Genomic DNA, 25,958 nt, shown 5'->3' with positions numbered 1-25,958 from the left:
CTTAGTAATTTTTAATGCTCCTGTGAAATAACGACGTATGGCTGACTTTCTCTGTTAGCTGGTCGATATATTTTACGTTATCTACATGATCGCAGCACCTCGTGACTAAGTTCCTTTCCTTGCTAGCTATTGCCCTTGCTGGTGCATACGTATTCATCACACTTAATTTACTTTTTAGTTACACTTTATTGGTTTTATTTTATCCACAAATTAAAAATAAAAAGCACACAATTATAAAATCAATAGGGTAGGAAACTCATGGGGAAATTCAAACTGAGTGCGTTAATGCTCGCGATGTTTGCAACCTGCAGTGCATTGGCTGTGGCTGAAAGTGACGCACCAAGCACCGTAAAAAAACCACAACTAGAAGAAGACCTTGAAGTCATTGAAGTGCGTGGCTTTAGTCGTAGTTTAATCCAATCACTTAATCAAAAACGCTTTACCGATACTGTATCAGAGCAGTTGTCGGCAGATGACTTAGGTGCTTTGCCTGATGTATCTATGGCGGATGCGCTGACACGACTGCCGGGGATCTCTGCGGTACGAACCGGCGGCCAAGCGGCTGAAATCAACATTCGCGGTATGTCCGGTGGCTTTGTATTTTCAACTTTGAATGGTCGCGAGCAAGTCTCAACTAGCGGCAGTCGTAGTATTGAGTTTGATCAATATCCGTCTGAGTTGATCAGCTCAGCTGCGGTGTATAAATCACCAAAGGCGTCATTAATTGAAGGCGGCGTGGCAGGTACGGTAGAGCTGCAAACAGCCAGCCCGCTTAATAATGATCAGCAACACAAGTTTGTGGTGAACGCCAGAGGTATGTACAACGACCGAGCGTCAGAGGTGAATGATGCCACTGAGTTTGGCGATCGCATTAGCTTTTCCTATCAAGGTAAGTATCTTGACGATACTTTAGGTGTCGCCCTTGGCTATGCGCGGTTATTTCAACCAAGCGTAGCAACACAATTTATTGGCCTTGCTTATAACGATCATAAAGACGTAGATGGCCTTGCTAATGATAGCAATGGCCCAGAACTAAAGCCTGAAAACGAATATATCAGCGAAGGTTTTGAGCTCCAGCATTTAGGTGGTGAAGAAACCCGTAACGGTTATATGGCGGCGATTGAGTGGGCACCGGTAGATAACTTTAAATTAAAGGGTGATGTATTTTTATCACGCTTTGATAGTGAATCGTTTGCCCGTGGTTTACGAGTAAAATTAGGCGGCCCAACGGCCACTTACACAAACGCTCAGCTAGAGGGCAATTCGGTGGTGGGCGCCTCGGTTAATCGTACTTCAAAAAGCTATACTCGCGTTGAAATTGTCAATGATGATAACCAAGATTTTGATGAGGTAGATAGCTACGGTGTTAACGCCGATTGGCAAGTGACAGAACGCTTAAACGTTAATGTTGATGTGTCGCTGTCCCGTGCTAAAAGTAATTTCCGCAATGGTTTATTGTGGGCGCTGGTTGCCGAAGATGCCTCAGCCGAAGAACCGGTGTTAGATAAAAACGTATCAATAAACTACCAACTTAATGGTTTAAATTTACCAGATGTAGGCTTTAATCAAGCGGCTGCGTTTAGCGATATCGACCGAGTAATGGTTAGTAAATATGGTATTTACCCTTATCAGAATGAAGATGAAGTAAAAGCCTACCGCCTTGATTTTAAATATGAGTTGGATAACAGCTGGTTTAGCTCTGTTGAATTTGGCGCGCGTTACTCTGATCGTGAATACAGCAATAACCGCTCAGTGTTTGAATACGGCAATGACGGTGATTTCTCAGCAACTGAGCCACCACTGCGTTTAACCAATGACATGGTAAATGTTGTTGATTGGGAAGGTGATTTTAGTTATTTCCCATCATATTTGGCGATTGATTTAGACAAAGCGCTTAATGCTTGGTTTCCTGAAGGCGCACCGGAGCCAGTTAAAACCTGGGGTAACGCCGATGGCGTTGTCGATCTTGATGGCGATGAAATACCTGATACACAAGGCTATACCACTAACTACTCATGGACCATGCTACAAAGTGGCTCAGTATACGAAGAAGTGCTTTCAGCGTACGCCATGCTTAATATCAATACTGAAATCGGCACTATGCCGGTACTGGGTAATATAGGTATTCGCCGTGTTGATACCGACCAATCGGCTACTATTTTAGAAAACGTCAATGGTGATTTATCACTGGGTGCACAAAACATTACCGACAGTATCGGCATCATAAATCAAAATTATTTACCTAATGTACTTGGCACAACGTATACCGATTATCTGCCATCGCTTAATTTAAACTTTCAGCTAACCGATAACACGCAATTACGCTTTGCTGCGGCTAAAGTTATGTCTCGCCCGCCAATCAATCGCCTAGCGGGGGATGCCAGCGCAGAGGCTGATAAAACCACCGGTAAAATTAACGGCTCAAGTACCAATAACCCATTCTTAAAACCGTTTTATGCCGACCAATACGATATCTCTTATGAGCATTATTTTGATGAGTCAGATGGTGCGCTAGTGGTTGCAGGTTTTTATAAAAACATTGATTCGTTTATCGATACCATCGCCATTGAAGGGTTTGATTTTAAAGGCAATGGTTTTAACGTCCCTGACTATATAGAAAACCCCGTCAGTGGCGAGCAAGTTGCCACAACTAACGGTACTTACACAACAGCGGTAAATAACGCCAATGGCGGTTATATTCGCGGTATTGAACTTGCCTACACACAAGTATTTTCGTTTTTACCCGCGCCGTTTGATGGCCTCGGTTTTAACGGTAGCTATTCATACACCGAGAGCGAAGTTGAATCTATCACCAGCTTAGGTGGTGAAACGGTTACACAAGGTTTACCTGGGTTGTCTAAAAACGTATTAAACGGCACTTTATTTTACAGCTTAAATAACTTTGAAACCCGCCTTAATGTGCGTTACCGCTCAGACTTTGTCTCAGAGCAAGTGGCGATCAATGAGCAGGTGGTCAATTTTGATGCCGAGACCGTGGTCGATTTTCAAACCTCTTATCAATTTACTGACTCATTTGGCATGTTGCTGCAGGTTAATAACCTTACCGATGAACCAACCCAAAGTTACTTTGGCAATGAAAACATCACCGGTACTACCCAGTACTTTGGTCGTCAGGTTTATTTAGGTTTTACCTATAGCCACTAATAGCAAATTGGAGCATAAATAATGAATAAAATAACTAAATTGACTCATTTGCTATTAGCAGTGAGCTTAACACTACTATTTGGCTGTGGAGGCTCAGGCAGTAGCGATGTAAAAGCAGGCCAAGCCTTATTAACTTGTGATGTACCGCAAGTCCCTAATGCAGCAGGCACTCAATGTGTTGACCCTGAACCTATCTCTTGTGACGCACCATTATTTCCTGATGCAAATAATGAAAGCTGTACCAGTGGCTATAACCCCGACTTACCAGACCCTATGGTATTCGCAGGCGAAGGTGAGGCTATTTTATTTTATAAGCGCGATGAAAATGAAGGGTACGAAGGCTATCGTTTACACTCTTGGAATACCGAGGGCTGTGATGCTTACGCGCCACCGTTTGATGCCACCGATTGGGCTAATGGCCATGAATATAATGGTGTCGATCCAAACTATGGAGCTTATTGGATTGTGGCACTAAAAGACGGTTACACCGAGTGTGCTAATTTTATTATTCATATTGGCACAGAAGGTTCAGGTAAAGCCCATGGTGATGTGGATTTAACCATGCCACTGATGCAGGACGACGAGCGTTTTGTACGTATGAACTTTACCTTTGACGGTGAGCCAACAGTATTTGAATACCCAGTAGAAGCGCTTGGCGAACGTCCCGTTGCAATTGACGGTGCATCAGCACACTGGATTGATTTAAATACTGTGCTGTATAAGCCAAGTAATGAGCTTACGCAGATTATTAAGCTGCATTCATCAGCTGCTGCCGATTTGGTTGTTGATGTTGATACTGGCTTAAATGGTGAAACAGTTGAATTAATGGCAACGAGTTTAACCGATGCACAAGCAGCGAAAGTACCGCACTTAACAGATTGGACTGCCTATCAAGGTAATTGGGATGCCGCTACTGCAAAACAACTTATAAAACAACAGCTCGTTGTAGCGGGCTACGATGCAGAAGGCAAGCTACTTGAAGCAAGTTTTGTGCAAACCGCCAAAGCCCTTGATGCACTTTACACCCAAGGTGAAAACGACGCAAATGAAGCCATGCTAGGCGTGCATTATAATAACAATGCAATTGATGTTTCAGTATGGGCACCAACCGCTAGCAATATGATGCTTAATGTATTTGACGCCGATAAAGCACAAGTGCATAGCACCGCCATGACGTTAGACAACAATACCGGTATTTGGTCTGTGAGCCTAGATAGTAACTATGACCGCCATTACTACCACTTTGCGTTTGATGTTTACCACCCTACTACTCAAGCGATTGAAAGTTTATGGAGTACCGATCCTTACTCACTGAATGTATCAAGCAATGGTTTGTATTCACAGTTGATCAACTTAAATGATGACGATACCAAACCACAAGGCTGGGATGAGCGCAGTGTACCAACAATTACCAACCCAGAAGATGCCATTATCTATGAAGGTCATGTCCGTGATTTTAGTATTCGCGATACGTCAGTAAGCGCAGCAAACCAAGGTAAGTATTTAGCATTTACTGAGCTTGAAAGCATCCCTATGCAGCACCTTAAGCAACTAGCTGACAAAGGTTTAACGCATTTTCACTTACTACCAGTCACTGACATTGGCACCATTGAAGAAGATGCTGATAAGCGCGTTGAAATCACTGACACCCTAGGTAAGTTATGTGAGCGAATAGACGATGCCGCCGATGCTTGTAAAATCGAAGATGAAAACAGCATCATTGCTCATTTAATGCAAAGCTACTTTTCGGGTTCTGATGATGCACAAGCACTTGCCAGCGCGATGCGTGATTTAGACGGCTTTAACTGGGGTTACGACCCGCATCATTTTATTGCTCCTGAAGGTTCGTATGCATCAAGTGCTGAAGGCGTTGCCCGTGTTTTAGAAACTCGTGCTATGGTGCAGTCACTGCAAGAAGTCGGCCTTCGTGTAGTACTGGACGTAGTTTACAACCACACAACCTCATCAGGCATTTGGGAAAAATCAGTCTTCGATAAACTCGTGCCTGGTTATTACCACAGATACAGCGAAGTAACGGGGGATATTGAGCGTTCAACCTGTTGTGAAAACACCGCGACGGAACATGTGATGATGGACAAGTTTGTTAGCGATTCACTGGTTATTCTTGCTCGTGATTTTGGTTACGACAGCTTTCGCTTTGATGTTATGGGGCACATGCCAAAATCATCAATTTTAGCAGCGCGTGAAGCGGTGCAAGCCGTTGATCCTGATAACTACTTTTATGGCGAAGGCTGGGACTTTGGTGAAGTGGCTAATAACCGCTTGTTCACTCAAGCTAAGCAAGCTGATATGGCAGGCTCAGAAGTAGGCACCTTCAATGACCGCATCCGTGAGGCTGTGCGCGGTGGAGCTATGTTTAGTAATAACCCAACCGATGGCAATTTAGCAGACCAAGATACTCTGCGTTTATCGCTGGCGGGTAATCTACAAAACTATATCCTGAAAGACTTTAAAGGTAATTCGGCAAAAGGTAATAGCTTTAGCTGGAATACGCAGCCGACGGCTTATGCTTTAGACCCAGCAGACACCATTAACTATGTATCAAAGCACGATAACGAAACGCTATGGGATCAACTGCAATATAAACATGCAACAAGTATGAGTATTGAGCAACGAGTGCGTGCGCATAATATGGCATTAGCAATTCCGTTAGTAAGCCAAGGTATCCCGTTTATGCAACTTGGGGCTGATTTACTACGCTCAAAATCAATGGATCGTGATAGCTACAATGCAGGGGATTGGTTTAATGCGGTAGATTTAACGAAAGAACATAATAATTGGAATATTGGTTTACCTAATGCTGAGAAAAATCAACAGAAATGGCCTGAGATCATTAAGGTCTCAGGTAATCCACAAGCTGCTGCACAGCCGCAAGATATAGCTTACGCAGGGGATGTGTTCCAAGAGTTTTTAGCTATTCGTAGTGCCAGCCCATTATTTAGACTCACCACAGAGCAAGATGTTATTGACCGTGTAGGTTTTCACAATGTCGGTAAAAACCAGCAACATGGTTTGATAGTAATGAGCATTGATGACGGTCAAGGTTTTGCTGATTTAGATAACCAAGTTGACGCGCTCGTGGTAGTAATTAATGCAACTGAGCAAGCGCTTTCACATACAGTACCAACCGCTGCTGAGTTTGAATTACATCCAATACTTAAAAACAGCACCGATAGCAGTATGTCTGGAGTGAGTTTTACTGCCAGTGAAACCGACGGTACATTTACAGTCCCAGCCTATACAATCGCGGTATTTGTAAAACCACAAGGCGAGAGCCAAGGCGTAGGCTTAAGTGCGAATGCAACAGTGGGCGCGCCAGACGTAGTGCCTTTTGGTAGTACTGCAGTGTATGTGCGCGGTAGTTTAAATGATTGGGGCACAGCTGACAGCTTTGAGTATATGGGCAATGGTGAATACCGTGTCGCTATTACTTTAGCTGCGGGAGATTATGAATTTAAAATTGCCTCTGAAGATTGGTCGAGTGTGGATTTTGGCGCGCTGTCTGATGCTGATAAAGCAGTGTTGGAAAATCAAACCGAGCCTTTAATGCGCAGTGGCGCGAATATGACCTTTAATGCCGCAATTGATGCAACTTATGTATTCTCGTTTGATGCCAGCGATAAAGACAATCCAACGCTGAGAGTTTATAACGAAGAACCATTCGTTGGCACGCCTGTATTTGTTCGTGGCAGCTTAAATGAATGGGGCATCAGTGATGAGTTAATCTATCAAGGTAAAGGCGTTTATACCGTTACTAAAATACTCAATGCAGGCAGTTATGAATTTAAAATTGCTGCTGAAGATTGGGATACCGTTGATTATGGATCAGGTGAAGCGGATGCAATCGTAACCGTTGCCGAAGATAAGTTATTAGCTGCTAAAGGCGCTAATATGATGATGGATATTGCAACCGAGGGCGAATATCAGTTTATTTTTGATGCCAGTGATTTGAATGCACCCACGCTGAGTGTATTTAATGCGCAAATGTTTGCAGACATTCAAGTTTACTTACGTGGCAGCTTAAATGGCTGGGGTACCGACAACCCCCTAATCTATCAAGGGAATGCTATTTATAGTACATCACTTGATTTAGATGCCGGTGATTATGAGTTCAAAATAGCCTCTGAAGATTGGAACACTGTGGACTTCGGTGGGGTAGGCGATGCACCAATAGTAAATATTAACGAGATAATGTTGCTTGAAGTGATAGGGGGCAATATAGCGCTGAGTATTACCGAATCAGGTAATTACACGTTTAAAGTGATTGGCCCAGATAAGGACAATATGAACCTACTTATTACTAAACAGTAGTGATTATATTTTCCTAGGCTTAAGCCGAGCATAACCCTGTATGCTCGGCTTTTTTAGTGCTAAAAGTGCATTAAAAGGCTTAACCTGAACTCTGGTAAAGATATTTTATAATGCATTGATTTTAAATATTTTCATTTAACTTAAATTGTTTACGGCTATACATAAATAGCATGATGCCAGGAATGTATAAAATAACAGATAGCAGCAGCGTGTTTAGCCCCGCAGCATATACTAGCCATAGTCCATAAATACTGGCACCAAAGCCCATCAGTTTAATAGCAACAGAAAGCTTGTTTGCAAAGGCTACTTTTACCATGTAAGCGGCCACTAAAAAGTAAGGCACTAATATCATGGACGTAGAAACAAGAACTAAGGTGTTATAGCTTTTACCGGTAAACAAAATAAGTACTAAGCAAAGTTGCACAGTTAGGCTGGTTAAGGTCAGTGATGCAATAGATGTCCCATTGCTATTTTGTTGCTTAAATATGTTAGGAAATGCCCCATATTTGGCTGCGCTGTTAGGTACTTCTGCAGCATAAATAATCCAACTTAAATAAGAGGCTAATACAGATACAATAAGTCCCGCGCTAATAATAACTTTACCACTGGTCCCTGTTATCATTGCCATAATGCCTGCCATTGAAGGGTTACTAAGTTCTGTAATATTGGCCTGACTCATTAACCCAAATGCCAACATGGTGATGGCTATATATAAAATTAGCGCAGCAATCACGCCTATAAATGTGGCAAGGCCGATGTCTTTACGGTTTTTAGCTCGAGCCGAAAGGACTGCCGCACCTTCAATGCCAGTAAACACCCATAAAGTAATTAGCATAGTGTTTTTTACTTGTTCAATAAAATCAGTTTTCACGCTGACATTACTTTGATTTGCTTTAAATATTGCAGGGTCAAAGTACGCGTAAGCAAAGCCTATAAATAATAATAAGGGTATCACTTTAGCTATGGTGCCAAGCAGGTTTACAAAAGAGGCTTGTTTAATGCCTCTCACAATAATGAAATGCACAGCCCATAAAATAATAGATTCACCGATAAAGGCTGCAAAAGTATTACCATCGCCAAATAGGGTGCGTTCTGGGGTATCAATAAATGCACCTAAAGCAGCAAACGCCACAACTAAATAACCAACAACACCAATGGTGGCACACAGCCAATAGCCCCATGCAGATAAAAATCCAGCAAGCTCGCCAAAACCTTCTCGGGCATAAATATAAATACCGCCATCAAGTTCAGGTTTAGCGCGAGAGAGTTGTAAAAAACATCCAGCAAGTAGCAAAATACCAACACCAGTAATAAGCCAGCCAACTAACACTGCATTTACGCCCGCAACTTCAGCCATATTTTGTGGCAAACTAAAAATACCCGCACCGACCATGGCACTAAAAACCAGCGCGGTTAGCGCTACTAATCCAATTTTATTTTCTTTCATTTGACTGCTTATACTGTGTTAATTACTAACCTTTTAAAGGCGCAAAGTGATGGCTTAATTGGGCTATATGCTCAGGTCCAATACCACAGCAACCTCCAATTAGGGTGGCGCCTTGTTGATGCCACTTTTTAGCCCACTCTAGATATGAAAGAGGGGTTAGATCTTCTCGTACTTCATCTAAACCTTCGTTAGCCGTAGCTTCTTTAGTTTGTGGTGCAAATGCATTCGCATACGCACCTATTTGTACGTGCTCTGCCTGCAGGTCTTTTAAAACATCTAAGGTTACGGTTAAAGCATGCTCAATAACCTCTGGTTGGCAGCAGTTAAATAAAATGCCCGTTACCTTTGCATTTAGCATGGCAGTTACTGCATCTTTTACAGATTCGCCTGAGCGCAGAGTTGCTTGATTACTTGGTTGTTCATCTTCAAGGGTAAAAGCAACCCATACCGGTTTTTGGTTGTTGCAGATCTGGTTAATTAACGTGTTTATATCTAGCGCTTCTTGAATAAGGCTTTGCGTTTCTATTAGCCATAAATCAGCATAAGGCGCTAAACCTTCGATTAAAGGCGTTGCGATACGACTAAGTTGATCAGCTTGGTATAAATCTGGACGATAAGAGCCAAACATAGGTGGTAAACTGGCTGCTATTTTAGTTCCCATATTGTTTTCTATCACAGCGTCTTTTGCGGCTTGGCCAGCTGTTGCAGCAAGTGATTTGGCTGATTGTGCAAAGCGCTCTTCGCCAATGTGAAAAGGTACTAACGCATAGCTATTTGTGGTAATAATATTGGCACCACTTTGAATAAAGTTACTGTGTGCTTGGGTTACTTTTTCAGGCGCCTCTATTATGGCAAGCGCAGACCACTCAGGCTGTTGAAAGGGAGCGCCAATGCGAGTGAGCTCTCGGCTCATGCCGCCATCAAGTAAAGTTAAGGTGTGAGTTGTCATTGCGCTTCCTCTGTATGAGATAATCTTGTTGTGGATGTTTAGACGTCTATAAATCCGATTGCGAGAATATAGAACACACGACCTGTTTAAACAACCCTTTGTGTTAATCTTTTAGGCTTATTGGCAATACTTCGTAATAGGTTAACAATTTAGCTAAATTGCATTCAACTCAGTGATCACGTAATTTAAATGTTTAATCAACTTAAGAGTAAGCCATGAGTACCTCTATTTTAAAAAGTGCTAAATTCGATCCTAAAGTGAAATCATATTGGATGGTGTTGGGGATTATCACTTGTGTATTGTGTTTGGTGGGAATTCCATTTATCCCATTCGTCGCTTTCATTATCTGGCTGGTGGCAGGGCGAATATTGGCAGCTATGTCAGCTAACTTATTAGAGCGAAAGCTAGTTGTTAAGCGTGGGGTATTTTTTAAAGAGGAAAAGTCCATCCCACTTGAAAAAATAACCGACGTCGGGTTAAGCCAAGGGCCACTGATGCGTTTATTTGGTTTATATCGACTAAGCTTTGAAACCGCAGGTCAGTCTGGTCATGGCGCATTAGTATCGTTACTTGGGGTAGTTGATGCCAGTGAGTTTCGCGAGGCAATCTTAACTCAAAAAGACAATCTAACCGCACAGCAACCAACAAAAGTGAACAGTGATGAGCCACAAAGCCAAGTTGAGCTAATACGCGCACTCACCTACAGTGTGAAAAACATCGAGCAAATGTTAGTGACGTTATTGGATGAGCGGAAATAGTTAGATATGAGTAATCCTATTTTGTTTTAAGGAACGTGTGGAAAATACACCCTATATTAAGATGTTTCGCAGGGAGACTCTGATACCAATATTCACTGTTTTATTCACGGTGCTTATGGTTATTTTCCTAGCAAGCTTGTTATTTCTTACGGTTAATAGCCCTGAATCAAAAGCTAAAAACTTTCTCAAAAAACACGTGAATGATTTGGAACACGCCATTTTACTTGCAGAGCAAAGGGATCTTCAGGCGGTACAGTGGGTTGATGATAAAAGTGGTGAGCGTTTTGCGCATAAGTTAATAAGAAAAAAAGGCAGTAAAGAATTCGTGAAAGTGACTGATTCAAGTTTGGATGAGATCACTGAGTTTTTACTGGGCAAAAATATAGATGTTCTTTGGATTCAATATTTTCAGGGTGTTTGGTTGATTAGAAAAGCATTTACCTTTTCATACCAGAATAGGCAACAAGAGGGTTATTTTGTTTTTGGTAATCCAGAGAAAATAGGCTTATGTGTGCTCGGTTACGGTGCTAAAGATTATGGTAAGTACGAACATGTAACTGGCAATTGGTATATGGCAATGTGCGAGTATCCGCGAAATTAATACAGTGCGTCCTACCTGATCAACTCAAATTATTTTTATACGCCCTTGTTTTGTACCTTTTTCGGGTGTAATTTAAAGCGATTTTATCTGAAAAGGATGCAGTTTTATTAGGGCTCAAAGTAGTTGATTTCTAATAGGGCTCTAATTTCGTAGCATATATTTGTGCTACACAAACACAGGGAGAGAAGTTAAATGGCTAGTAAAGAGTCAGCCGCAGTAATTTGGATGTTGTCAGATTCACTCATTTTAAGTGTGATGTTACTAATCGGTGGTTTTTTAGGTAAAGCTATCAGCCCATTCCAAGTTGTCTTTTTGGTTAATGTAATTGCTGCTTTTGCGGCGATTATATTATTCTCGAAAGGTAAATGGGAAAATATCAAACCCCAAAAAATGAAGTTACATATTTTCAGAGGATTGCTTGGTGTTAGTTCAACAATATGTTTGTTTTATGCTCTGCAATATTTAAGTTTAGCGGAAGTAACCGCGATTAACTTTTTTGTGCCACTTATAACGTCCATTTTGTCGGTGTTTATCTTTAGAGAAAAACCAAAAGCCTATGTCTATATCGCTATTATTTTGAATTTAGCTGGAGTGATGATGCTGCTTTCTCCAAAACTAATGGCGAGCCAAGTAATGCAGAAAAACCTCTATCTAGGATTGATCTTTGCACTGTCGGCGGTAGCTATTTTAGTCATTTATAATATTAATTTAAAGAAAATAGGCAATGCAGAGAAGGTTGTGCCTCAAATGGTTTTTGCTCCCCTCTATTCGGCGATTATCTTATTACCCGTCGCTATTTTTGTGTGGAAACCTTTAGATACAAATAGTGCTCTACTAATTATGCTATATGGTGGGCTCCTTATTACTAAACTTGCAGCACGTTTTTTCGCTTTTAATAAAAGTGACTTATCTAAGCTAATGCCGCTTGAATATGCGCAAATTCTATTTTCTAGTATTTTGGGCTACATTTTTCTTCAACAAACTCAAACTTTATTGGGTATCGCAGGCATTGTATTGATCGTGCTATCAAGTATCGCTCATGTTTTATTCATGCACTTTGAGAGGAGTAGCGACACTAAGAATATGAAAGGAATTACCAATGATTAAAGTCTTAACGCAAAAATTCCGGCGATCAAGTGATCGCCGGGCTGTTTTAATCTTTTACCTAGAACCTCTTTCCTAACACCTAGATACTTTACCCTTGAATTACTGGCTGACCTGCTAGCATACGTAGTTCTTTACTGCGCTCGGTTAGCATTTCATAAGAGGCGGTTTTAATGCTGCTTACGTAATGCCACTTAGCGGTTGCTTGCTCTGGGGTAAAGGTCACGGTTAAATAACCGCGATCGACGAGGTTGTTATAAACTAAATCATTAACCAATAACGCGAGCACTTGTTCCATTTGTGCTGTTGCTTCTGCTCCTTGCGTGTTCAGTGCTAGGTATTCTTCAAGACCAGGCGAAGACACCGAAGAGGTAGCAAATTCTACACCGGCATTTTGTGACGCTGCAATTGGGTTTGCAGCATCAGTAACTAATTGCCCAGCCCAACCGTTATGAGTATCACCCGCTAAAACCACTAAGTTCTTTTGTGTGGCAATGGCAGTACCAAGCAATACTTCACGTTCATAGGCGTAACCATCCCATGCATCTAAATTGTATGGTGCAGTAGTATCAACACGAGCGCGCTCGGCATCAGTAACAGTTGGATCGCCCGCAAGCACGCGGCCTTTGATTTGTGCAAGTTCAGCAAATAATGCCGATGCTTGTGCTAGTAATGCATTCGTGTCGCCGCCATTTGCTTGGCTGATTTGTAAGCTCACTAGTAGTTGCAGTACTTCAAACGGCAAATGCATTTTGGTCATCAGTACTTGTTGGCCAAGTACCTGCCATTTTGAGTTTGATGTTGTCATGCCATCAGTGAGCCAAGTAAGCTGCTCGTTGCCAAGTAATGCGCGCGTTGGTGAGCTTACTGCGTTTGCAAAATCACTTTGTCCTTGTGCACTGGTCAGGTCAAAATCAGCATAGTTTAGTTGCTCATCACGGGCGAGTACACGCGTGTCTAGCATGTATAAAGAGACTAAATTACCAAATTCAAAGCGACGGTAAATTCGTTCTTTATCTGCCACATTACGAATTGGCATCCATTCAAAATAGGCCTGTAGGGCATGTAGCTTACGTTCGCTAAATTCACCTTCGCCTTCATTATGGTTTTCTGCGCCATTTTGCCATGTGTCATTGGTAATTTCGTGGTCATCCCACACAGTAATAAATGCACAGTTACTATGCGCAGCTTGTAAGTTTGCATCAGTACGATAGTGAGCATAGCGGTTACGGTAATCAGCTAAGCTAATTATTTCGTCACTGTTATCTTCTGGCAGTAAACGGCCTAAAATAGCAGCATCTTGTGTTGCATAGCCATCATTGCCGTATTCATAGATGTAATCACCTAAATGCAATACAGCGTCTAAGTCTGTTTGCTTGGCTATTTCACCATACACATGGAAAAAGCCTGCGGGGTAGTTGGCACACGATATAACAGCAAATTTGACTTTATCAATATTGCCTGTTGGTAGTGTTTTACCTGTACCAATAGGCGAGGTTTTGCCATTCGATTTAAAGCGATAGTAGTAAGTAGTGTTAGCGTTTAAGCCTTGTAGGTCGACTTTTAGGGTGAAGTCAGTGGCTGCACTTATATGTGTTTCACCATTGTGGCTGATATTAGTAAAGTCAGGGTCGGTTGCTGCTTGCCATTGTACTTTAATGCTGGTGGTGGTTGGATCTAGAGGGGTTACACGAGTCCACAGAATTAGGCTGTCGGCTAATGGATCACCACTGGCAACACCATGAGCAAAGTTCACGTCAAGAATGTCGTCATCTTCATCGTCAAACCGACAACTCGTTAATCCTAATGATAAAACGGCGACACCAAACCCTGCCGCCGAGGCTTTTAAAAAATTTCTTCGTGTAAACGTCATTGCTCTGTACCGCTAAATTTAAAAGTAAGAGCTTATCCGACCAGTATGACTTTTATGTGAAGCTGTTATGCCAATTGCATTAAAATACTTGGCAAATCTGTTCTGCATTACAGGTAATAACGGTGACATTTTCATAGCCAACGCGGGTAAGTGCTTCAGCGCTTAATGTTGCACGAGCGCCACTGGCACAGTGTAAGTAAATTGGCCGAGCTGGGTCTTTTTCGATTTCCATTAACTTCATTTCAAGTAAACCACGGGGAATATTAATTGCGCCGATCGCTGCTTTTACCGCATGTTCGGCGGGTTCACGTACGTCAATTAATAGTCCTTTGTTGTCAGCAATTTCTTGCTTGGCCTGTGCAGCCTCAATACGGCGTTGATTTGGCGTAATTATTTTCATTAGATCTGGGATTGAAGTAAGCATGTTATTCCTCGAAACCTAGTTTTTTTAAAAGAGTGATCATCGGGCACCATTTACTAAATGCTGATTGAATTAAGTTTAGAGCAATAAACACTGTAAACCAAATCCACAATGGATCATGAAATTGCTGTAGTAACAATGATATGCAAATCATTACACCTGCTATCAAGCGAAGAGCATCGTTTAGTTTCATGGTTAACCTTAGTAGTTGTGACAGTTGTCATTTAATATATTAGATAAATCTACATTAGTAAATTTTAATATTAGACTTTTCTAATATAGATAACTATAATCTTGCGGTACTTTGAATATAAGAGTGGAACTATGACTATCGACTTTGCAGCTATGGCTAATAATGTAGAGCATGCTGAGCAGCTATTAAAAATTTTAGCAAATAAAAACCGTTTAATGATTTTATGCTGTTTGCAGGAGCGTGAAATGAGTGTTTCTGAATTAAATGCGGCTGTACCACTGGCACAGTCTGCTTTATCGCAGCATTTGGCCGCACTACGAAAAGCAAATATTGTTAGTACTCGTCGCGAAAGCCAGACCATCTATTATCGGGTGGTTAACGACAACGCACAGGCTATGTTAGCCACGCTCTATGGTTTGTTTTGTAAGGAATAAGCAAATGGATAAGCTCGACAGTGCAGTAAAAAATAGTCTTAACGGGCGTATTCCTATCATTATTTTTGTCATGGCTGTGCTGCTTGGCATTATGGCTTTACAGCAAACTCCCCGTGAAGAAGAACCGCAAATAGTGGTGCCGATGCTGGATATTTATGTCTCAGCTCCTAACATTGAAGCGCCTGAAGTGGCAAGGCTGGTCACGCAACCACTTGAGAAGTTATTGGCGCAATTACGCGGTGTTGAGCATATTTATTCAACCACACAAAGTAATGGCACTGTGGTGACATTGCGCTTTACTGTGGGTCATGATCGTGAACAAGCAATCCTCGATACTTACGCCAAACTATATAGTTATCAACATACCATGGCGTCAGTTATTAGCTCATGGCAGGTGCGTCCGGTCGAAGTAAATGACGTGCCAATTGTGATGCTAGGCTTATTTAGTAAAGATCCTAAATTATATAACGACTACGAGTTAACTCGTTTTGCTAACGAAATTGCCAATAGTTTACAGCGCATAGAAAACACCAGTGAAGTTAAAGTGATTGCTGGGCGAAAACGCACTTTAACGGTCAATTTAGATGCGACGGCCCTAGCAGCTCATCAAACTACGCTCAGTGATGTATATTATGCACTGAGTGTATCTAATCAATTATCTCAGGTTGGCAGTGTTGTTAATGCAGAGCAACAAATCATGCTTCAAGCTGGTGATGTGTTACGAACAAAAGCCGCGATTGAGCAACTTGTTGTAAATGTTATTAACGGCAAAAGTGTTTATTTAAAAGATATTGCAAAAGTACTCGATGGACCAAGTGAGCCTGAAAATTATCAGTGGCTAGCGCAATCTGATACCACACAAGAGCATCCTTTAGTTACCTTAAGTGTTGCTAAAAAAGCGGGCACAAATGCCGTTGCGGTCGCAAATGATGTACACGCAATGATGGCTGATTTAAAAACTAATTTTTTACCTTCGCAAATAGATTACACAATACTTAGAGATTACGGGCAAACCGCTAACGAAAAAGTGAACAACTTAACCTCAAGCTTAGTGTTTGCGGTATTTACCGTAGTGATTTTTGTTGGCGTATTTTTAGGCTGGCGACCCGCTATTGTTGTTGGTTTAGCTGTGCCAATTTGTTATGGCATAACCTTAAGCCTCGATTTTGCGTTTGGTTACACCATCAACCGAGTAACGTTATTCGCATTGATATTATCACTGGGCTTGCTGGTGGATGATCCGATCACGGGCATTGATAATATTAGCCGTTTTTTACAAAACAAAGGCAATAAAAAACAACAGATTGTCGCTGCAATGAGTGAAATACGTGGCGCGCTATTAATGTCGACACTGACCATTATGGTGGCTTTTATTCCTTTGGCTTATATCACCGGCATGATGGGCCCATATATGGCACCAATGGCATTTAATGTGCCTGTAAGCGTGATGGTCTCAACCATTGTGGCATTCTTTGTCACTCCTTGGCTTGCCATGAAGTTATTAAAAGAACCGGTTGTTGAGCACAATGATTTAAGTTCCTCTAAAGTCGCTATTTATGAACGCTTATTAACGCCTTTACTGGCCAGTAAAGGGCGCGCAAAACTGATTTTATGGGCAACCTTAGGATTATTTATTATCAGTGCATTGCTGCCCGTGATGCGCATGGTGCCGCTGAAGTTATTGCCGTTTGATAATAAAAATGAACTACAAGTATTGATAGATATGCCCGAGGGGACGAGTCTGGAGCAAACAACACTGACCGCTCGTAAAGTACAAGCTATAACATGGCAGCTTAGCGAAGTAAGCGAAATTGCTGCGTATGTTGGGCAACCATCAAGTATGGACTTTAATGGCATGGTGCGCGGTTATTATCGCCGTGAGGCCACTAATTTAGCTGAGCTTAGAGTGTTGTTATTAGATAAAACCCAGCGCGAGCAACAGTCTCATGGTGTGGTGATGCGTTTACGTAAACAGCTTGAGCCATTGGCCGTTAATGGCATAGTGATAAAAGTGGTTGAAGTTCCACCCGGGCCGCCAGTATTTAGCACCTTAGTGGCTGAAGTGTATCGTGATCCGTTTGTTGATACGCAAACCCACCATCAAGCGGCGCAACAAGTTGCACAACGACTGAAGCAAGAGCCCCATGTGGTTGAAGTTGATACCAGTATTGCAGCTACTGCACCGATGCAGCGCTTTATTACCGATAAAGCCAAGGCGGCTTTGTCGGCGGTATCAACACAAGATATTGCCAATACATTAACGATTGCATCTGCGGGTAAAAACGTGGGCGTAATGTATGTCAGTGGTGAAACGCAGCCCGTTGATATCAAAATGCAATTACCATATCAGCAGCGCAACCAATTAGCCCAGCTGCTTGCTATGCAAGTCAGAGGTGATAGAGAGCTGGCAAAATCAACCAATCAGTTTGGTTTAACCAGCGCGCCACGGCCGTTGGTGGCTTTATCTGAGCTGGGTGAATTTCATAACCTAAATGTCGCAAAACCGATTATGCGTAAAGACCAACGCGAGGTTGTATACGTGATGGCAGAGCTTAATAGCCGTACTCCTGCAGAAATCATTGCGGACGTAAACGCTGATTTAAATGTAAGTAGCGATGATTTTGAGCAAACAAATTGGTTAGCCCGCAGCTTTTTTAATAACGGTGGCACTCAGGCTTGGCAATTACCACAAGGCACGCATGTAACGTTTAGTGGTGAAGGTGAATGGCGGATCACAATTGATGTGTTTAGAGATATGGGAATTGCGTTTGCTTTTGCGTTAACCGCCATTTTTATTATTTTACGAATACAAACGCAATCTGCCAGTTTATCGCTGATTATTATGTCGGCTATTCCACTTACTGTGATTGGTATTATGCCGGGTTTTTGGTTATTAAATCAGTTTGGTGAGCGCTCCATAGCCGGTGCTCCAGAGCCTGTGCTATTCACCGCAACAGCGATGATCGGCATGATAGCACTTGCTGGTATTGTGGTGCGTAACTCGCTTATTTTAGTTGAGTTTATTAATCAAGCTCGCGGGCAAGGGATGGCAATAAAAGCGGCATTGATTGCCGCAGGCACAACGCGGATGCGGCCAGTATTACTGACTGCTGGCACAACTTTATTAGGCAACTTAGTGATTACCTTAGACCCCGTATTTAGTGGTCTTGCTATCGCTATTATTTTTGGCATTGTGGCATCAACATTGTTTTCGTTGTTTGTGGTGCCGCTAGTTTATTATTTAGTGTTTGCGAACACACAAACAACCGAGGATGAAGCTCATGCAAGGTAAATCAAAACTGTTCGGCTCAATCATTGCGTTGTTAGTGATTATTGTTGCTGTGCTTTATATGGCAGGCAGCTTTTCAAATAAACAAGCCGCAGGAAATAAACCCGTATTAGCAACGACATATGAGGGAAAAGTCGCTACCGTTGAGCTGACGGCGATCAAGCGCAGTGAAGATGTTCCCGGTACTGTGATTGCAAAACAAAACACGCAAATTTCGTCACGAGTGATGGCACAAGTGGAACGTTTAAATGTACGTGCTGGTGATAGTGTTGTGCAAGGCGATGTACTCATTACTTTGCAGCAAGACGATTTTAAAGCGCAATTGGCACAAAGTGATGCGCAAATAAAAGCCATTCAAGCGTCACTTACACAAGCTGATAAACAGCTTAAGCGCGTAACTGAGTTATATTCACAAGGGTTGGTATCGGTTAGTGATAATGATGAAGCAAAAGCGAAATTTGATAACTTAACCGCAAGCTTAGCTGTTGCCAAGCAACAGCAAACCCAAGCACAAGTTGCACTTGAATTTACCCGTATAAAAGCGCCCATTTCTGGCGTTGTTGTAGAGCGGTTAGTTGAACCAGGTGATACCGCAGTGCCTGGTTCACCTTTATTGGCACTTTATAATCCACAACAATTACAGTTTGAATTTAATGTGCGAGAACGTCAGGCAATTAGCCTCACACTGGGTCAAAGCTTAACGGTCAGTTTGCCTTCACTTAATATAACCGCTGTTGCGGTGGTGAGTGAAATTGTTCCGATTGCCGATAGTGCTGCACGTAGTATGTTAATTCGTTTAGAGTTGCCAACACAATCAAACTTGATGCCTGGTTTATATGCACAGCTTCACTTGCCACTGGATACCGAGCAAGGAATTTTAATTGAGCCAAGTTGGGTGCATGAGTACGGTCAATTAGCCATGGTATATGTTATTAACGAGCAAAAGATTGAGCGCCGCTTTGTTCGTTTAGGGGAGGTGATTAATGCTAAACAGCATATTATCGCCGGGCTTAACGCCGGCGACACATTAGCGGTGGATTTTAAACCTAAATGAAGGTCGCAACTTCATCGAGTGATTTTTTCACCAAGGCATGATTAGGCACAGTAGCATCATCACTTGGGTAACCGGCAATGAGCAGCATATAGGGGCGTTCGTTGTCTTTGTCGCGGCCACAAATGTCGGTTAAAAAGCTCATTGGTTTAGGTGTGTGAGTTAGTGTTGCAAGCCCTGCGCGATGTAATGCTTGAATTAAAAAGCCGGTGGCAATACCGACTGACTCATGCACATAATAGTTGGTGTTTTTATCATCAGTATTTAAGCCGCCTTTCTTTTGGCTAAACACCGCAATCAGCCAAGGCGCATGCTCTAAATAAGGTTTGCTGGCATCAGTGCCTAATGGCTTTAGGGCGTCTAACCACTCTTCACCTGCGCGGCCTTGATAAAATGAGCGTTCTAATTTCTCGGCTGCTTCACGAATTTGCTTTTTCACATCACTACTATTAATTGCTACAAAATGCCACGGTTGGTGGTTTGCACCACTTGGTGCTGTAGCTGCGGCTTTAATGCAGGTTTCAATAATCTCGATTGGCACCGATCGGTCGCTAAAACTGCGAATTGTATGACGACGCCGACTTGTCGTTAAAAACTCATTAGCGCGTTCTAGCATCTGTTCATGTGGGTATTCAATAAAATCTGTAAGTGGTTGATGGTCATGTTGCTGCATGGCTTTTCGCTTCTTTTAATCATGTTCCTTTTTTATACATCGTCAGTCATATGAGTGCAAGCGATGTGCCTTTTATATACCGCTTTTAGTTTTATTTGTTTATGAGGTACTATTGAATAAATTATTACTAATATATGCAGCAATGTAATTAGTGCACTTTTATGTGAGCTGAGCTAAGTTGGGTTGTTAAACTATATTAGGAATTAGAATCAGTTAGAGGTTATTATGAGAGTGTCAGAGCGTAAAATAGACGACCTAGTACTTGGGTTTTGGCGATTATTAGATTGGCAAATTACACCGCAGCAATGTTTAACGTTTCTTGAGCAGGCGATTGAGGCTGGCGTTAAACATACTGATCATGCTGATATTTATGGTGAATATGGCTGCGAGGCCGAATTTGGCAAAGCCTTGGCACTAAAGCCAAGTATTCGTGATGAGATAAAAATTATTACTAAATGCGGTATTAAGCCAGCCTTTGCAAGCTTAGGGTTAGCAGGCCAAGCTAATCATTATGATTCGAGTGCAGCGCATATTATTAGCTCAGCGCAGCAATCGTTAAAGCATTTTAATACCGATAGATTAGATGTATTACTGATCCATCGCCCAGATTATTTGATGAATGCAGACGAAGTAGCTGAGGCATTTACTACCCTTAAACAAAACGGTGATGTACTGGAGTTTGGGGTATCTAACTTTACGCCATCACAATTGAGCTTATTACAGTCACGCTTGGACTTTGAATTAGTCACTAATCAAATAGAATTTTCACCGTATGAAATGCATGCTCTTGATGATGGCAGTTTAGACCAATGTCAGTTACTTGATATTAAACCTATGTGTTGGTCGCCTTTGGCTGGCGGTCGCATTTTTGCAGAAAACGATGAAAAAGCGATTCGCCTTCGCCACGTACTTGAGCAAGTTGGCAGTGAAATTGGCGCCAGTTCTATTGATCAAGTGGTTTACGCGTGGTTACTAATGCATCCAAGCCAGCCATCAGTCGTGTTAGGCACGGGTAATATTAAACGTATTCAATCAGCTGTTGCAGCTAAGCAATTAAAACTCAGTCGCGAGCAATGGTATCGTATTTGGCAAGGCTCAACAGGGCATAGTGTGCCTTAACTTAAGCTCAGTATGCTTTAGGTGAGGGTTGCTTATGCTATTTATAAAGTGAGTTAGGGCCGTGCAAAAAAACTAAGTACTGGCACTTGCAGAGTTTTTAAACTACATAATTCACTGCAGGCGCCGTTTAATGGGCTTACAGCGGCCAAAATATCAGTAGCATAGGCAGTGATATAGCAACCACAATAATCTCTAGCGCTATTCCTAGCTGCCAATAATCGCCAAAGCGAAAGCCGCCGGGGCCTAAAATTAGGGTATTATTTTGATGGCCTATGGGGGTTAAAAAGGCACACGACGCACCAATGGCTACGGCCATTAAAAATGAATCTGGACTAACACCTAAGGTGGTTGCAACTCCAATGGCAATGGGGCACATCACTGCGGCGGTCGCAGCATTGTTCATTAAATCAGATAAGAACATAGTAACAATTAAAATTAATGCTAACCCTATTACGGCATTGCCTTGCGCCACACTTTCCAGCAAAAAACGTGCTATTAGGTCGGCGGTGCCGGTGGCTTCCATGGCACCCGCAACGGGGATCAAAGCTGCGAGTAACACAATCACAGGCCAATCAATGGCTTCGTATACTTGGCGTAATGGTACTGTTTTTACAACCATAGAGGCTAATACACCAATGGCAAATGAGACGGCAGCGGGCAGTATGCCAAACGCAGCACCTGCAATGGCAAATAACATAATCAAACTTGCTTGCCATATTTTTACTTTATCTGGAATACGTAGTTCTCGTTCAGCTAAGGGGACACAGCCATTATCAGCAGCAAATTCTGCAATCGACTCTGGATCGCCTTGCATTAGTAATAAGTCACCCGATTGAATGCCAATTGAACGCAGGCGTTTCATTGAACGTGCACCTTCTCGCGACAAAGCGAGTAAGTTTATGCCATACCGAGTACGCAGTGATATATCACTGGCTGAGCGCCCAGCTAACATTGAACTAGGCAACACAGCCAGCTCTATTAGCGATACTTCGCCTGTTCTGTTTGGTTTGTCTTGCTCTGCTTGTTGTTCAGCAGACTGCTCACTTTCGGGTATTGTGTCTGAAGAGGTGTGTGTTTCTTGTGCTTGTTCAGAAGCGGCTTGCTCAATAGATTCTTCAAGTTTTAAGCCTAAAATAGACAGTGCATCCGTTAGCGATTCGGCTTCTGCTTCGAGCATTAAAATATCGTTTTCATAAATTCGACGGCTTGAGTGAGCGGCAATTATTTTTACCTCTTTTTGTACAATGCCAATGATTTGAGCATCGACTTCAATGAGTTCTTTTTCAATTTCACTTAAGCGCATACCATCCGCTTTACTGCCTTTTTCGACTCTCACTTCGGTAATATAAGCGCCTGATTCAAACCCTTCTAAACCTGACTGCTTTCGCGCAGGAACCAGTCGCCAGCCAATGAGTGCAATAAATAATATGCCAATTACAGCAACGGCGAGACCAATAGGAGTGAAATCAAACATGCTAAAACTGCCTAATCCCGCTTCAGCGCGAAAACCAGAGACGATAATATTCGGTGGTGTTCCCACTAATGTAGTCATGCCACCTAAAATAGTACCAAAAGCCAGCGGCATTAGTATTTGCCCAGCGGTTAATTCAAGCCGTTTTGCAACATGAATAGCCACTGGCATCAGTAACGCCATCGCGCCTACATTGTTCATAAAACCAGATAGTAGAGCCCCTAACCCCATGAGCGCCAGCATACTGAGCATGCGCCCGGCATTGCTAGGCAAGGCAATGCGAGTTAAAGCGTCTACAGCGCCAGCATTTTGTAAGCCGCGGCTTAAAATGAGTACACAAGCCACCGTAATGACCGCGGGATGGCCAAAACCACTAAAGGCATTTTCAGGGTTAACCAAGCCAACCACAACACAAGCCAATAAAGCCATTAATGCCACTACATCATGACGAAAGCGGCCCCACAAAAACAACGCAACTGTAATAAATAAAATGGCGAGAATGAGCAACTGCTCGAAGGTCATAGTGGCGTTCCTTTTGTTATATTGACAGTTAGATCAATGAGTCTTTATATACAATACAGCTAACTGAAAATTTTCCAAAATAATCTAAATTTTGATAAAGATCTTAAGTTTAAGCTAGATACAAGCAGCGTTTTTTGCAAGGGTGAGCGATAGAAAGTGACAGGAAGTTGGGTTTAACAAGCTCCACCTTCTATAAAACTATAGCTAGATTGGTCATTAAGGAAGAGTATTTTTATTATGAGAAAGGGCCTTGCGGCCCTTAGTGTTGCAGCAAGTAACACATTCTTTTTATAGACTAAAGTCCATTGCAAAAGCAACGTAAGCCTTAATATCACTGTCATCCATATCGGTATCTGAGAGGCCAAAGGTAAAGCCATCTTTAGAGATAGATACGCCGTAATCGATGATATCGTCATCACCGATAAAATCACCAGAATAGTGGCCTAAGTGTAAGGCCATTTCAGTGCCATTACTGCCAACTGCGAAACCGTAATCTGCAGTTAGGTATAACGAATCACCAAAGTCTGTGCCATCGCCACTGGCGGCTGAAGTTGCAAGTACTGATGCGCCAAAACTAAAGCCACCCATACTGATACTACCGTAGATTTCAGAAAAATCGGCATCTGCAGCAGAAGCTGCATCAGGGTAAGCGTAATAGATGTAGCCAACGTCGTAGCTGATGTTTTCATTAATATCGCCACCAAAACCAGCGTAGAGATCAAGCTCGTAGGTCATACCCTCTGCCCAACTTGCATTTGATGCCCAAGTACCTGCATAAAATCCAGATTCATTAGCGTAATCAATACCACCAGACACAGCGGCATCACCACCGGTTTGTTCTTGGCCACGCCATAAGTAGTTTGATGTTGCTGCCGCATTGGCAGTTACTTCTGCATAAGCTGCTGTAGATGTAGCGGCCATAAATGCAAGGGTGCTGATAGCAATCGCTGATTTTAGTTTTAACATGTTTGGTATCCTGTTGTTATGCTGATTTTTTGGTTCGCAATTATTTATTAGATTGCAGTCTAGTAATTGCTGATCCCATTTCTAGTTGTCTAACAGGATATTTGCACTGCTTGTGCCAAGTTAAATGAAAAGCTTTAAATTAAATTTAAAATCTATTGAAAACATCTGGTTAAATTCAGTGCTTAGAGGAGGGATATAATCATGGTTGTTTGTTACGCACTTAGTTGGTGCATAAAAAAACCCGCATGCACAAATCAGTTGCAGCGGGTTTTTGTATTCTTTACTGTGGTTTAACCAAATATAGTACGCATCAGGCTGATGGTCTCAGCAACGCCACGGCCTTTTTGTACTTCGCTGATAATAGAATCACGTTTTGCGCGGATATGCTCAGGCATATCATCGGCAGCAAGGGCGCGGTCAACCAGTATTTCAGCTGACTCTTTGCCACGGCGCACTTTTTTAGTGGTGCTGCTAGTAGTACGCTTTGGTTTACTCAATAACTTGATGTAATTTGAGTTTTCAGCACTGTTGGTGTCTGCATAATAGAAAAAGCACGGAACTAGCGCTTTAATTGCCACAAGTTGTTGATCCAGTTCGCTGTCACCATTGGCCATTTTAAACCAAGACATAGCATGAATCGCTTGCACAATATCTTGCCAATAGCGTGCAAAATCACGATTGTTTAATTTGGTTATCGCTAACGCTGCACATAAGGCATCTAAGCGTGAGTTGTTTAGCGGTGTAAATACATCAGGGCGACGCATTGCCAATAAACGAGTTGCCGGTGCTAAAGTTGGCTTTTCATTGTTGTCAGTAAAAGCGTGTACGTATTTGAGTACAAACTCTTGGTAATCAGCTTCTGTTACTTCGCCTTCAAGAGGGATGTGTGCTAATGCTTCATCAAATAAAGCGGGAAGGTCAGCAAGCATTTGATGGAAAGCCTTGGCACTCTTTGTTGAACTAAACCATTCAACGTCAAAGTTATAACTGCTTGGATCGAGCGCTGAAGTATGTTTACCAGTAAATGCTAATAAGTCTTCAGGGATCATTTCTTTTAATGACTGCTCACGAATACCAGCAATATACTGGGTCAGACGCAATTGCTCATCAAGCGCTAATACGTCTTTATGCTGCTCAATAAATACACTGACCACAGGCCAAGGTGCAACACGTAATGTTTTCAATTGTAAGAAGCTAATAGCTGAAACGAGTAACTCATTAAGCTTTTTTAAAATAGGTAACTGATTGGTTTCTAGTAAATCATGATTAATACGGTCACGGCTAGCATTGAGCAATTCATAGCACCAACCTAAGAAGTCTTCAGGATGATTTTCTATTTTCACCGCCATCAGGTTTAAGCTGATTTCAGAAGCCTGCTTTAGAATATTTTGATAAATATGGCCTTCTTGTTCGCCTAATGCCATTTGTGAAGGTGAAATGAGCAGTTTTTTCATGCCTGATGGTACTCCGGTTAGATACATTTTTCAGTTGTTTAATTTTAGCGCAAAACGCCTTAAAACAACAGGGCTGTGCATCATACCGAAGAATACAAGGGATGCAATCAAGATAGTTCTGAAAATCTCAAGATTG

General features: G+C 42.2%; 18 protein-coding genes. 9 read left to right on the top strand and 9 right to left on the bottom strand.

Features of this window, described 5'->3' with window-relative positions:
- Window positions 1–258 precede the first annotated feature (258 nt).
- Window positions 259–3,165, top strand: a complete 2,907-nt coding sequence (locus ACMVDV_RS12195) for a TonB-dependent receptor (protein WP_416158293.1) — start codon at window positions 259–261, stop codon at window positions 3,163–3,165.
- 21 nt (window positions 3,166–3,186) lie between these two features.
- Window positions 3,187–7,497, top strand: coding sequence for an alpha-1,6-glucosidase domain-containing protein (locus ACMVDV_RS12190; protein WP_416158292.1), 4,311 nt, complete (start codon window positions 3,187–3,189; stop codon window positions 7,495–7,497).
- 121 nt (window positions 7,498–7,618) lie between these two features.
- Here the strand turns inward: ACMVDV_RS12190 and ACMVDV_RS12185 are convergent, their stop codons facing one another.
- Entirely contained in the window at window positions 7,619–8,944 is a 1,326-nt protein-coding gene (locus ACMVDV_RS12185; protein ID WP_416158291.1) for a basic amino acid/polyamine antiporter, read from the bottom strand.
- Between the two features lie 25 nt (window positions 8,945–8,969).
- The gene (locus ACMVDV_RS12180) at window positions 8,970–9,893 is read right to left on the bottom strand and encodes a homocysteine S-methyltransferase family protein (RefSeq protein ID WP_416158290.1); all 924 of its coding nucleotides are present in this window, start codon (window positions 9,891–9,893) and stop codon (window positions 8,970–8,972) included.
- 215 nt (window positions 9,894–10,108) lie between these two features.
- Here ACMVDV_RS12180 and ACMVDV_RS12175 point away from each other — a divergent pair, with 215 nt between their 5' ends.
- The 3 genes from ACMVDV_RS12175 to ACMVDV_RS12165 all read left to right on the top strand — a co-directional run bounded on the left by ACMVDV_RS12175 (window position 10,109) and on the right by ACMVDV_RS12165 (window position 12,359).
- A complete protein-coding gene (locus ACMVDV_RS12175) occupies window positions 10,109–10,651 on the top strand; it encodes a PH domain-containing protein (protein WP_416158289.1) in 543 nt (180 codons plus the stop codon).
- 37 nt (window positions 10,652–10,688) lie between these two features.
- Window positions 10,689–11,252, top strand: a complete 564-nt coding sequence (locus tag ACMVDV_RS12170) for a hypothetical protein (RefSeq protein ID WP_416158288.1) — start codon at window positions 10,689–10,691, stop codon at window positions 11,250–11,252.
- Window positions 11,253–11,444: 192 nt separating this feature from the next.
- A complete protein-coding gene (locus tag ACMVDV_RS12165; protein WP_416158287.1) occupies window positions 11,445–12,359 on the top strand; it encodes a DMT family transporter in 915 nt (304 codons plus the stop codon).
- 88 nt (window positions 12,360–12,447) lie between these two features.
- Here the strand turns inward: ACMVDV_RS12165 and ACMVDV_RS12160 are convergent, their stop codons facing one another.
- The 3 genes from ACMVDV_RS12160 to ACMVDV_RS12150 form a co-directional block, all read right to left on the bottom strand.
- A complete protein-coding gene (locus ACMVDV_RS12160; protein WP_416158286.1) occupies window positions 12,448–14,229 on the bottom strand; it encodes an alkaline phosphatase D family protein in 1,782 nt (593 codons plus the stop codon).
- A 79-nt stretch (window positions 14,230–14,308) separates the two neighbouring features.
- On the bottom strand, window positions 14,309–14,653 hold the full coding sequence (locus ACMVDV_RS12155) for a rhodanese-like domain-containing protein (RefSeq protein WP_416158285.1): 345 nt from the start codon (window positions 14,651–14,653) through the stop codon (window positions 14,309–14,311).
- A gap of 1 nt (window position 14,654) precedes the next feature.
- On the bottom strand, window positions 14,655–14,843 hold the full coding sequence (locus tag ACMVDV_RS12150) for a DUF2892 domain-containing protein (RefSeq protein ID WP_149983085.1): 189 nt from the start codon (window positions 14,841–14,843) through the stop codon (window positions 14,655–14,657).
- Between the two features lie 131 nt (window positions 14,844–14,974).
- Here ACMVDV_RS12150 and ACMVDV_RS12145 point away from each other — a divergent pair, with 131 nt between their 5' ends.
- Genes ACMVDV_RS12145 through ACMVDV_RS12135 form a run of 3 tightly spaced genes read left to right on the top strand, consistent with a single transcriptional unit; the run spans window position 14,975 to window position 19,620 of the window.
- On the top strand, window positions 14,975–15,277 hold the full coding sequence (locus ACMVDV_RS12145) for an ArsR/SmtB family transcription factor (RefSeq protein WP_304182380.1): 303 nt from the start codon (window positions 14,975–14,977) through the stop codon (window positions 15,275–15,277).
- Window positions 15,278–15,281: 4 nt separating this feature from the next.
- Window positions 15,282–18,569 carry an efflux RND transporter permease subunit gene (locus ACMVDV_RS12140; protein ID WP_416158284.1) on the top strand — a complete coding sequence of 1,096 codons (3,288 nt, stop codon included), beginning with the start codon at window positions 15,282–15,284 and terminating at the stop codon, window positions 18,567–18,569.
- Window positions 18,559–19,620 (top strand): efflux RND transporter periplasmic adaptor subunit, encoded by a 1,062-nt coding sequence (locus ACMVDV_RS12135; protein ID WP_304182378.1) that lies wholly within the window; start codon window positions 18,559–18,561, stop codon window positions 19,618–19,620. The genes ACMVDV_RS12140 and ACMVDV_RS12135 overlap by 11 nt, the downstream gene beginning before the upstream one ends.
- On the opposite strand, the gene ACMVDV_RS12130 is transcribed toward ACMVDV_RS12135, so the two are convergent.
- Window positions 19,613–20,290, bottom strand: coding sequence for a nitroreductase family protein (locus tag ACMVDV_RS12130; protein WP_416158283.1), 678 nt, complete (start codon window positions 20,288–20,290; stop codon window positions 19,613–19,615). The genes ACMVDV_RS12135 and ACMVDV_RS12130 overlap by 8 nt on opposite strands.
- Before the next feature lie 225 nt (window positions 20,291–20,515).
- On the opposite strand from ACMVDV_RS12130, the gene ACMVDV_RS12125 reads away from it, so the two are divergent.
- Window positions 20,516–21,409: an aldo/keto reductase gene (locus tag ACMVDV_RS12125; protein WP_416158282.1), complete on the top strand. Its 894-nt coding sequence runs from the start codon at window positions 20,516–20,518 to the stop codon at window positions 21,407–21,409.
- A 136-nt stretch (window positions 21,410–21,545) separates the two neighbouring features.
- Here ACMVDV_RS12125 and ACMVDV_RS12120 read toward each other — a convergent pair whose 3' ends face one another.
- From ACMVDV_RS12120 to ACMVDV_RS12110, 3 genes are all read right to left on the bottom strand, one after another.
- Window positions 21,546–23,402 carry an SLC13 family permease gene (locus ACMVDV_RS12120; protein ID WP_416158281.1) on the bottom strand — a complete coding sequence of 619 codons (1,857 nt, stop codon included), beginning with the start codon at window positions 23,400–23,402 and terminating at the stop codon, window positions 21,546–21,548.
- 288 nt (window positions 23,403–23,690) lie between these two features.
- The gene (locus ACMVDV_RS12115; protein ID WP_304182369.1) at window positions 23,691–24,368 is read right to left on the bottom strand and encodes a TorF family putative porin; all 678 of its coding nucleotides are present in this window, start codon (window positions 24,366–24,368) and stop codon (window positions 23,691–23,693) included.
- A gap of 290 nt (window positions 24,369–24,658) precedes the next feature.
- Entirely contained in the window at window positions 24,659–25,822 is a 1,164-nt protein-coding gene (locus tag ACMVDV_RS12110) for a hypothetical protein (RefSeq protein WP_304182368.1), read from the bottom strand.
- Window positions 25,823–25,958 lie beyond the last annotated feature (136 nt).

Origin of the sequence: Pseudoalteromonas sp. ASV78 (assembly GCF_047806705.1) — a bacterium.
GTDB classification, from domain to species: domain Bacteria; phylum Pseudomonadota; class Gammaproteobacteria; order Enterobacterales; family Alteromonadaceae; genus Pseudoalteromonas; species Pseudoalteromonas prydzensis_A.
The sequence above is the reverse complement of the archived record's forward strand: the minus strand, read 5'-3'. Positions and strand labels throughout refer to the sequence as shown.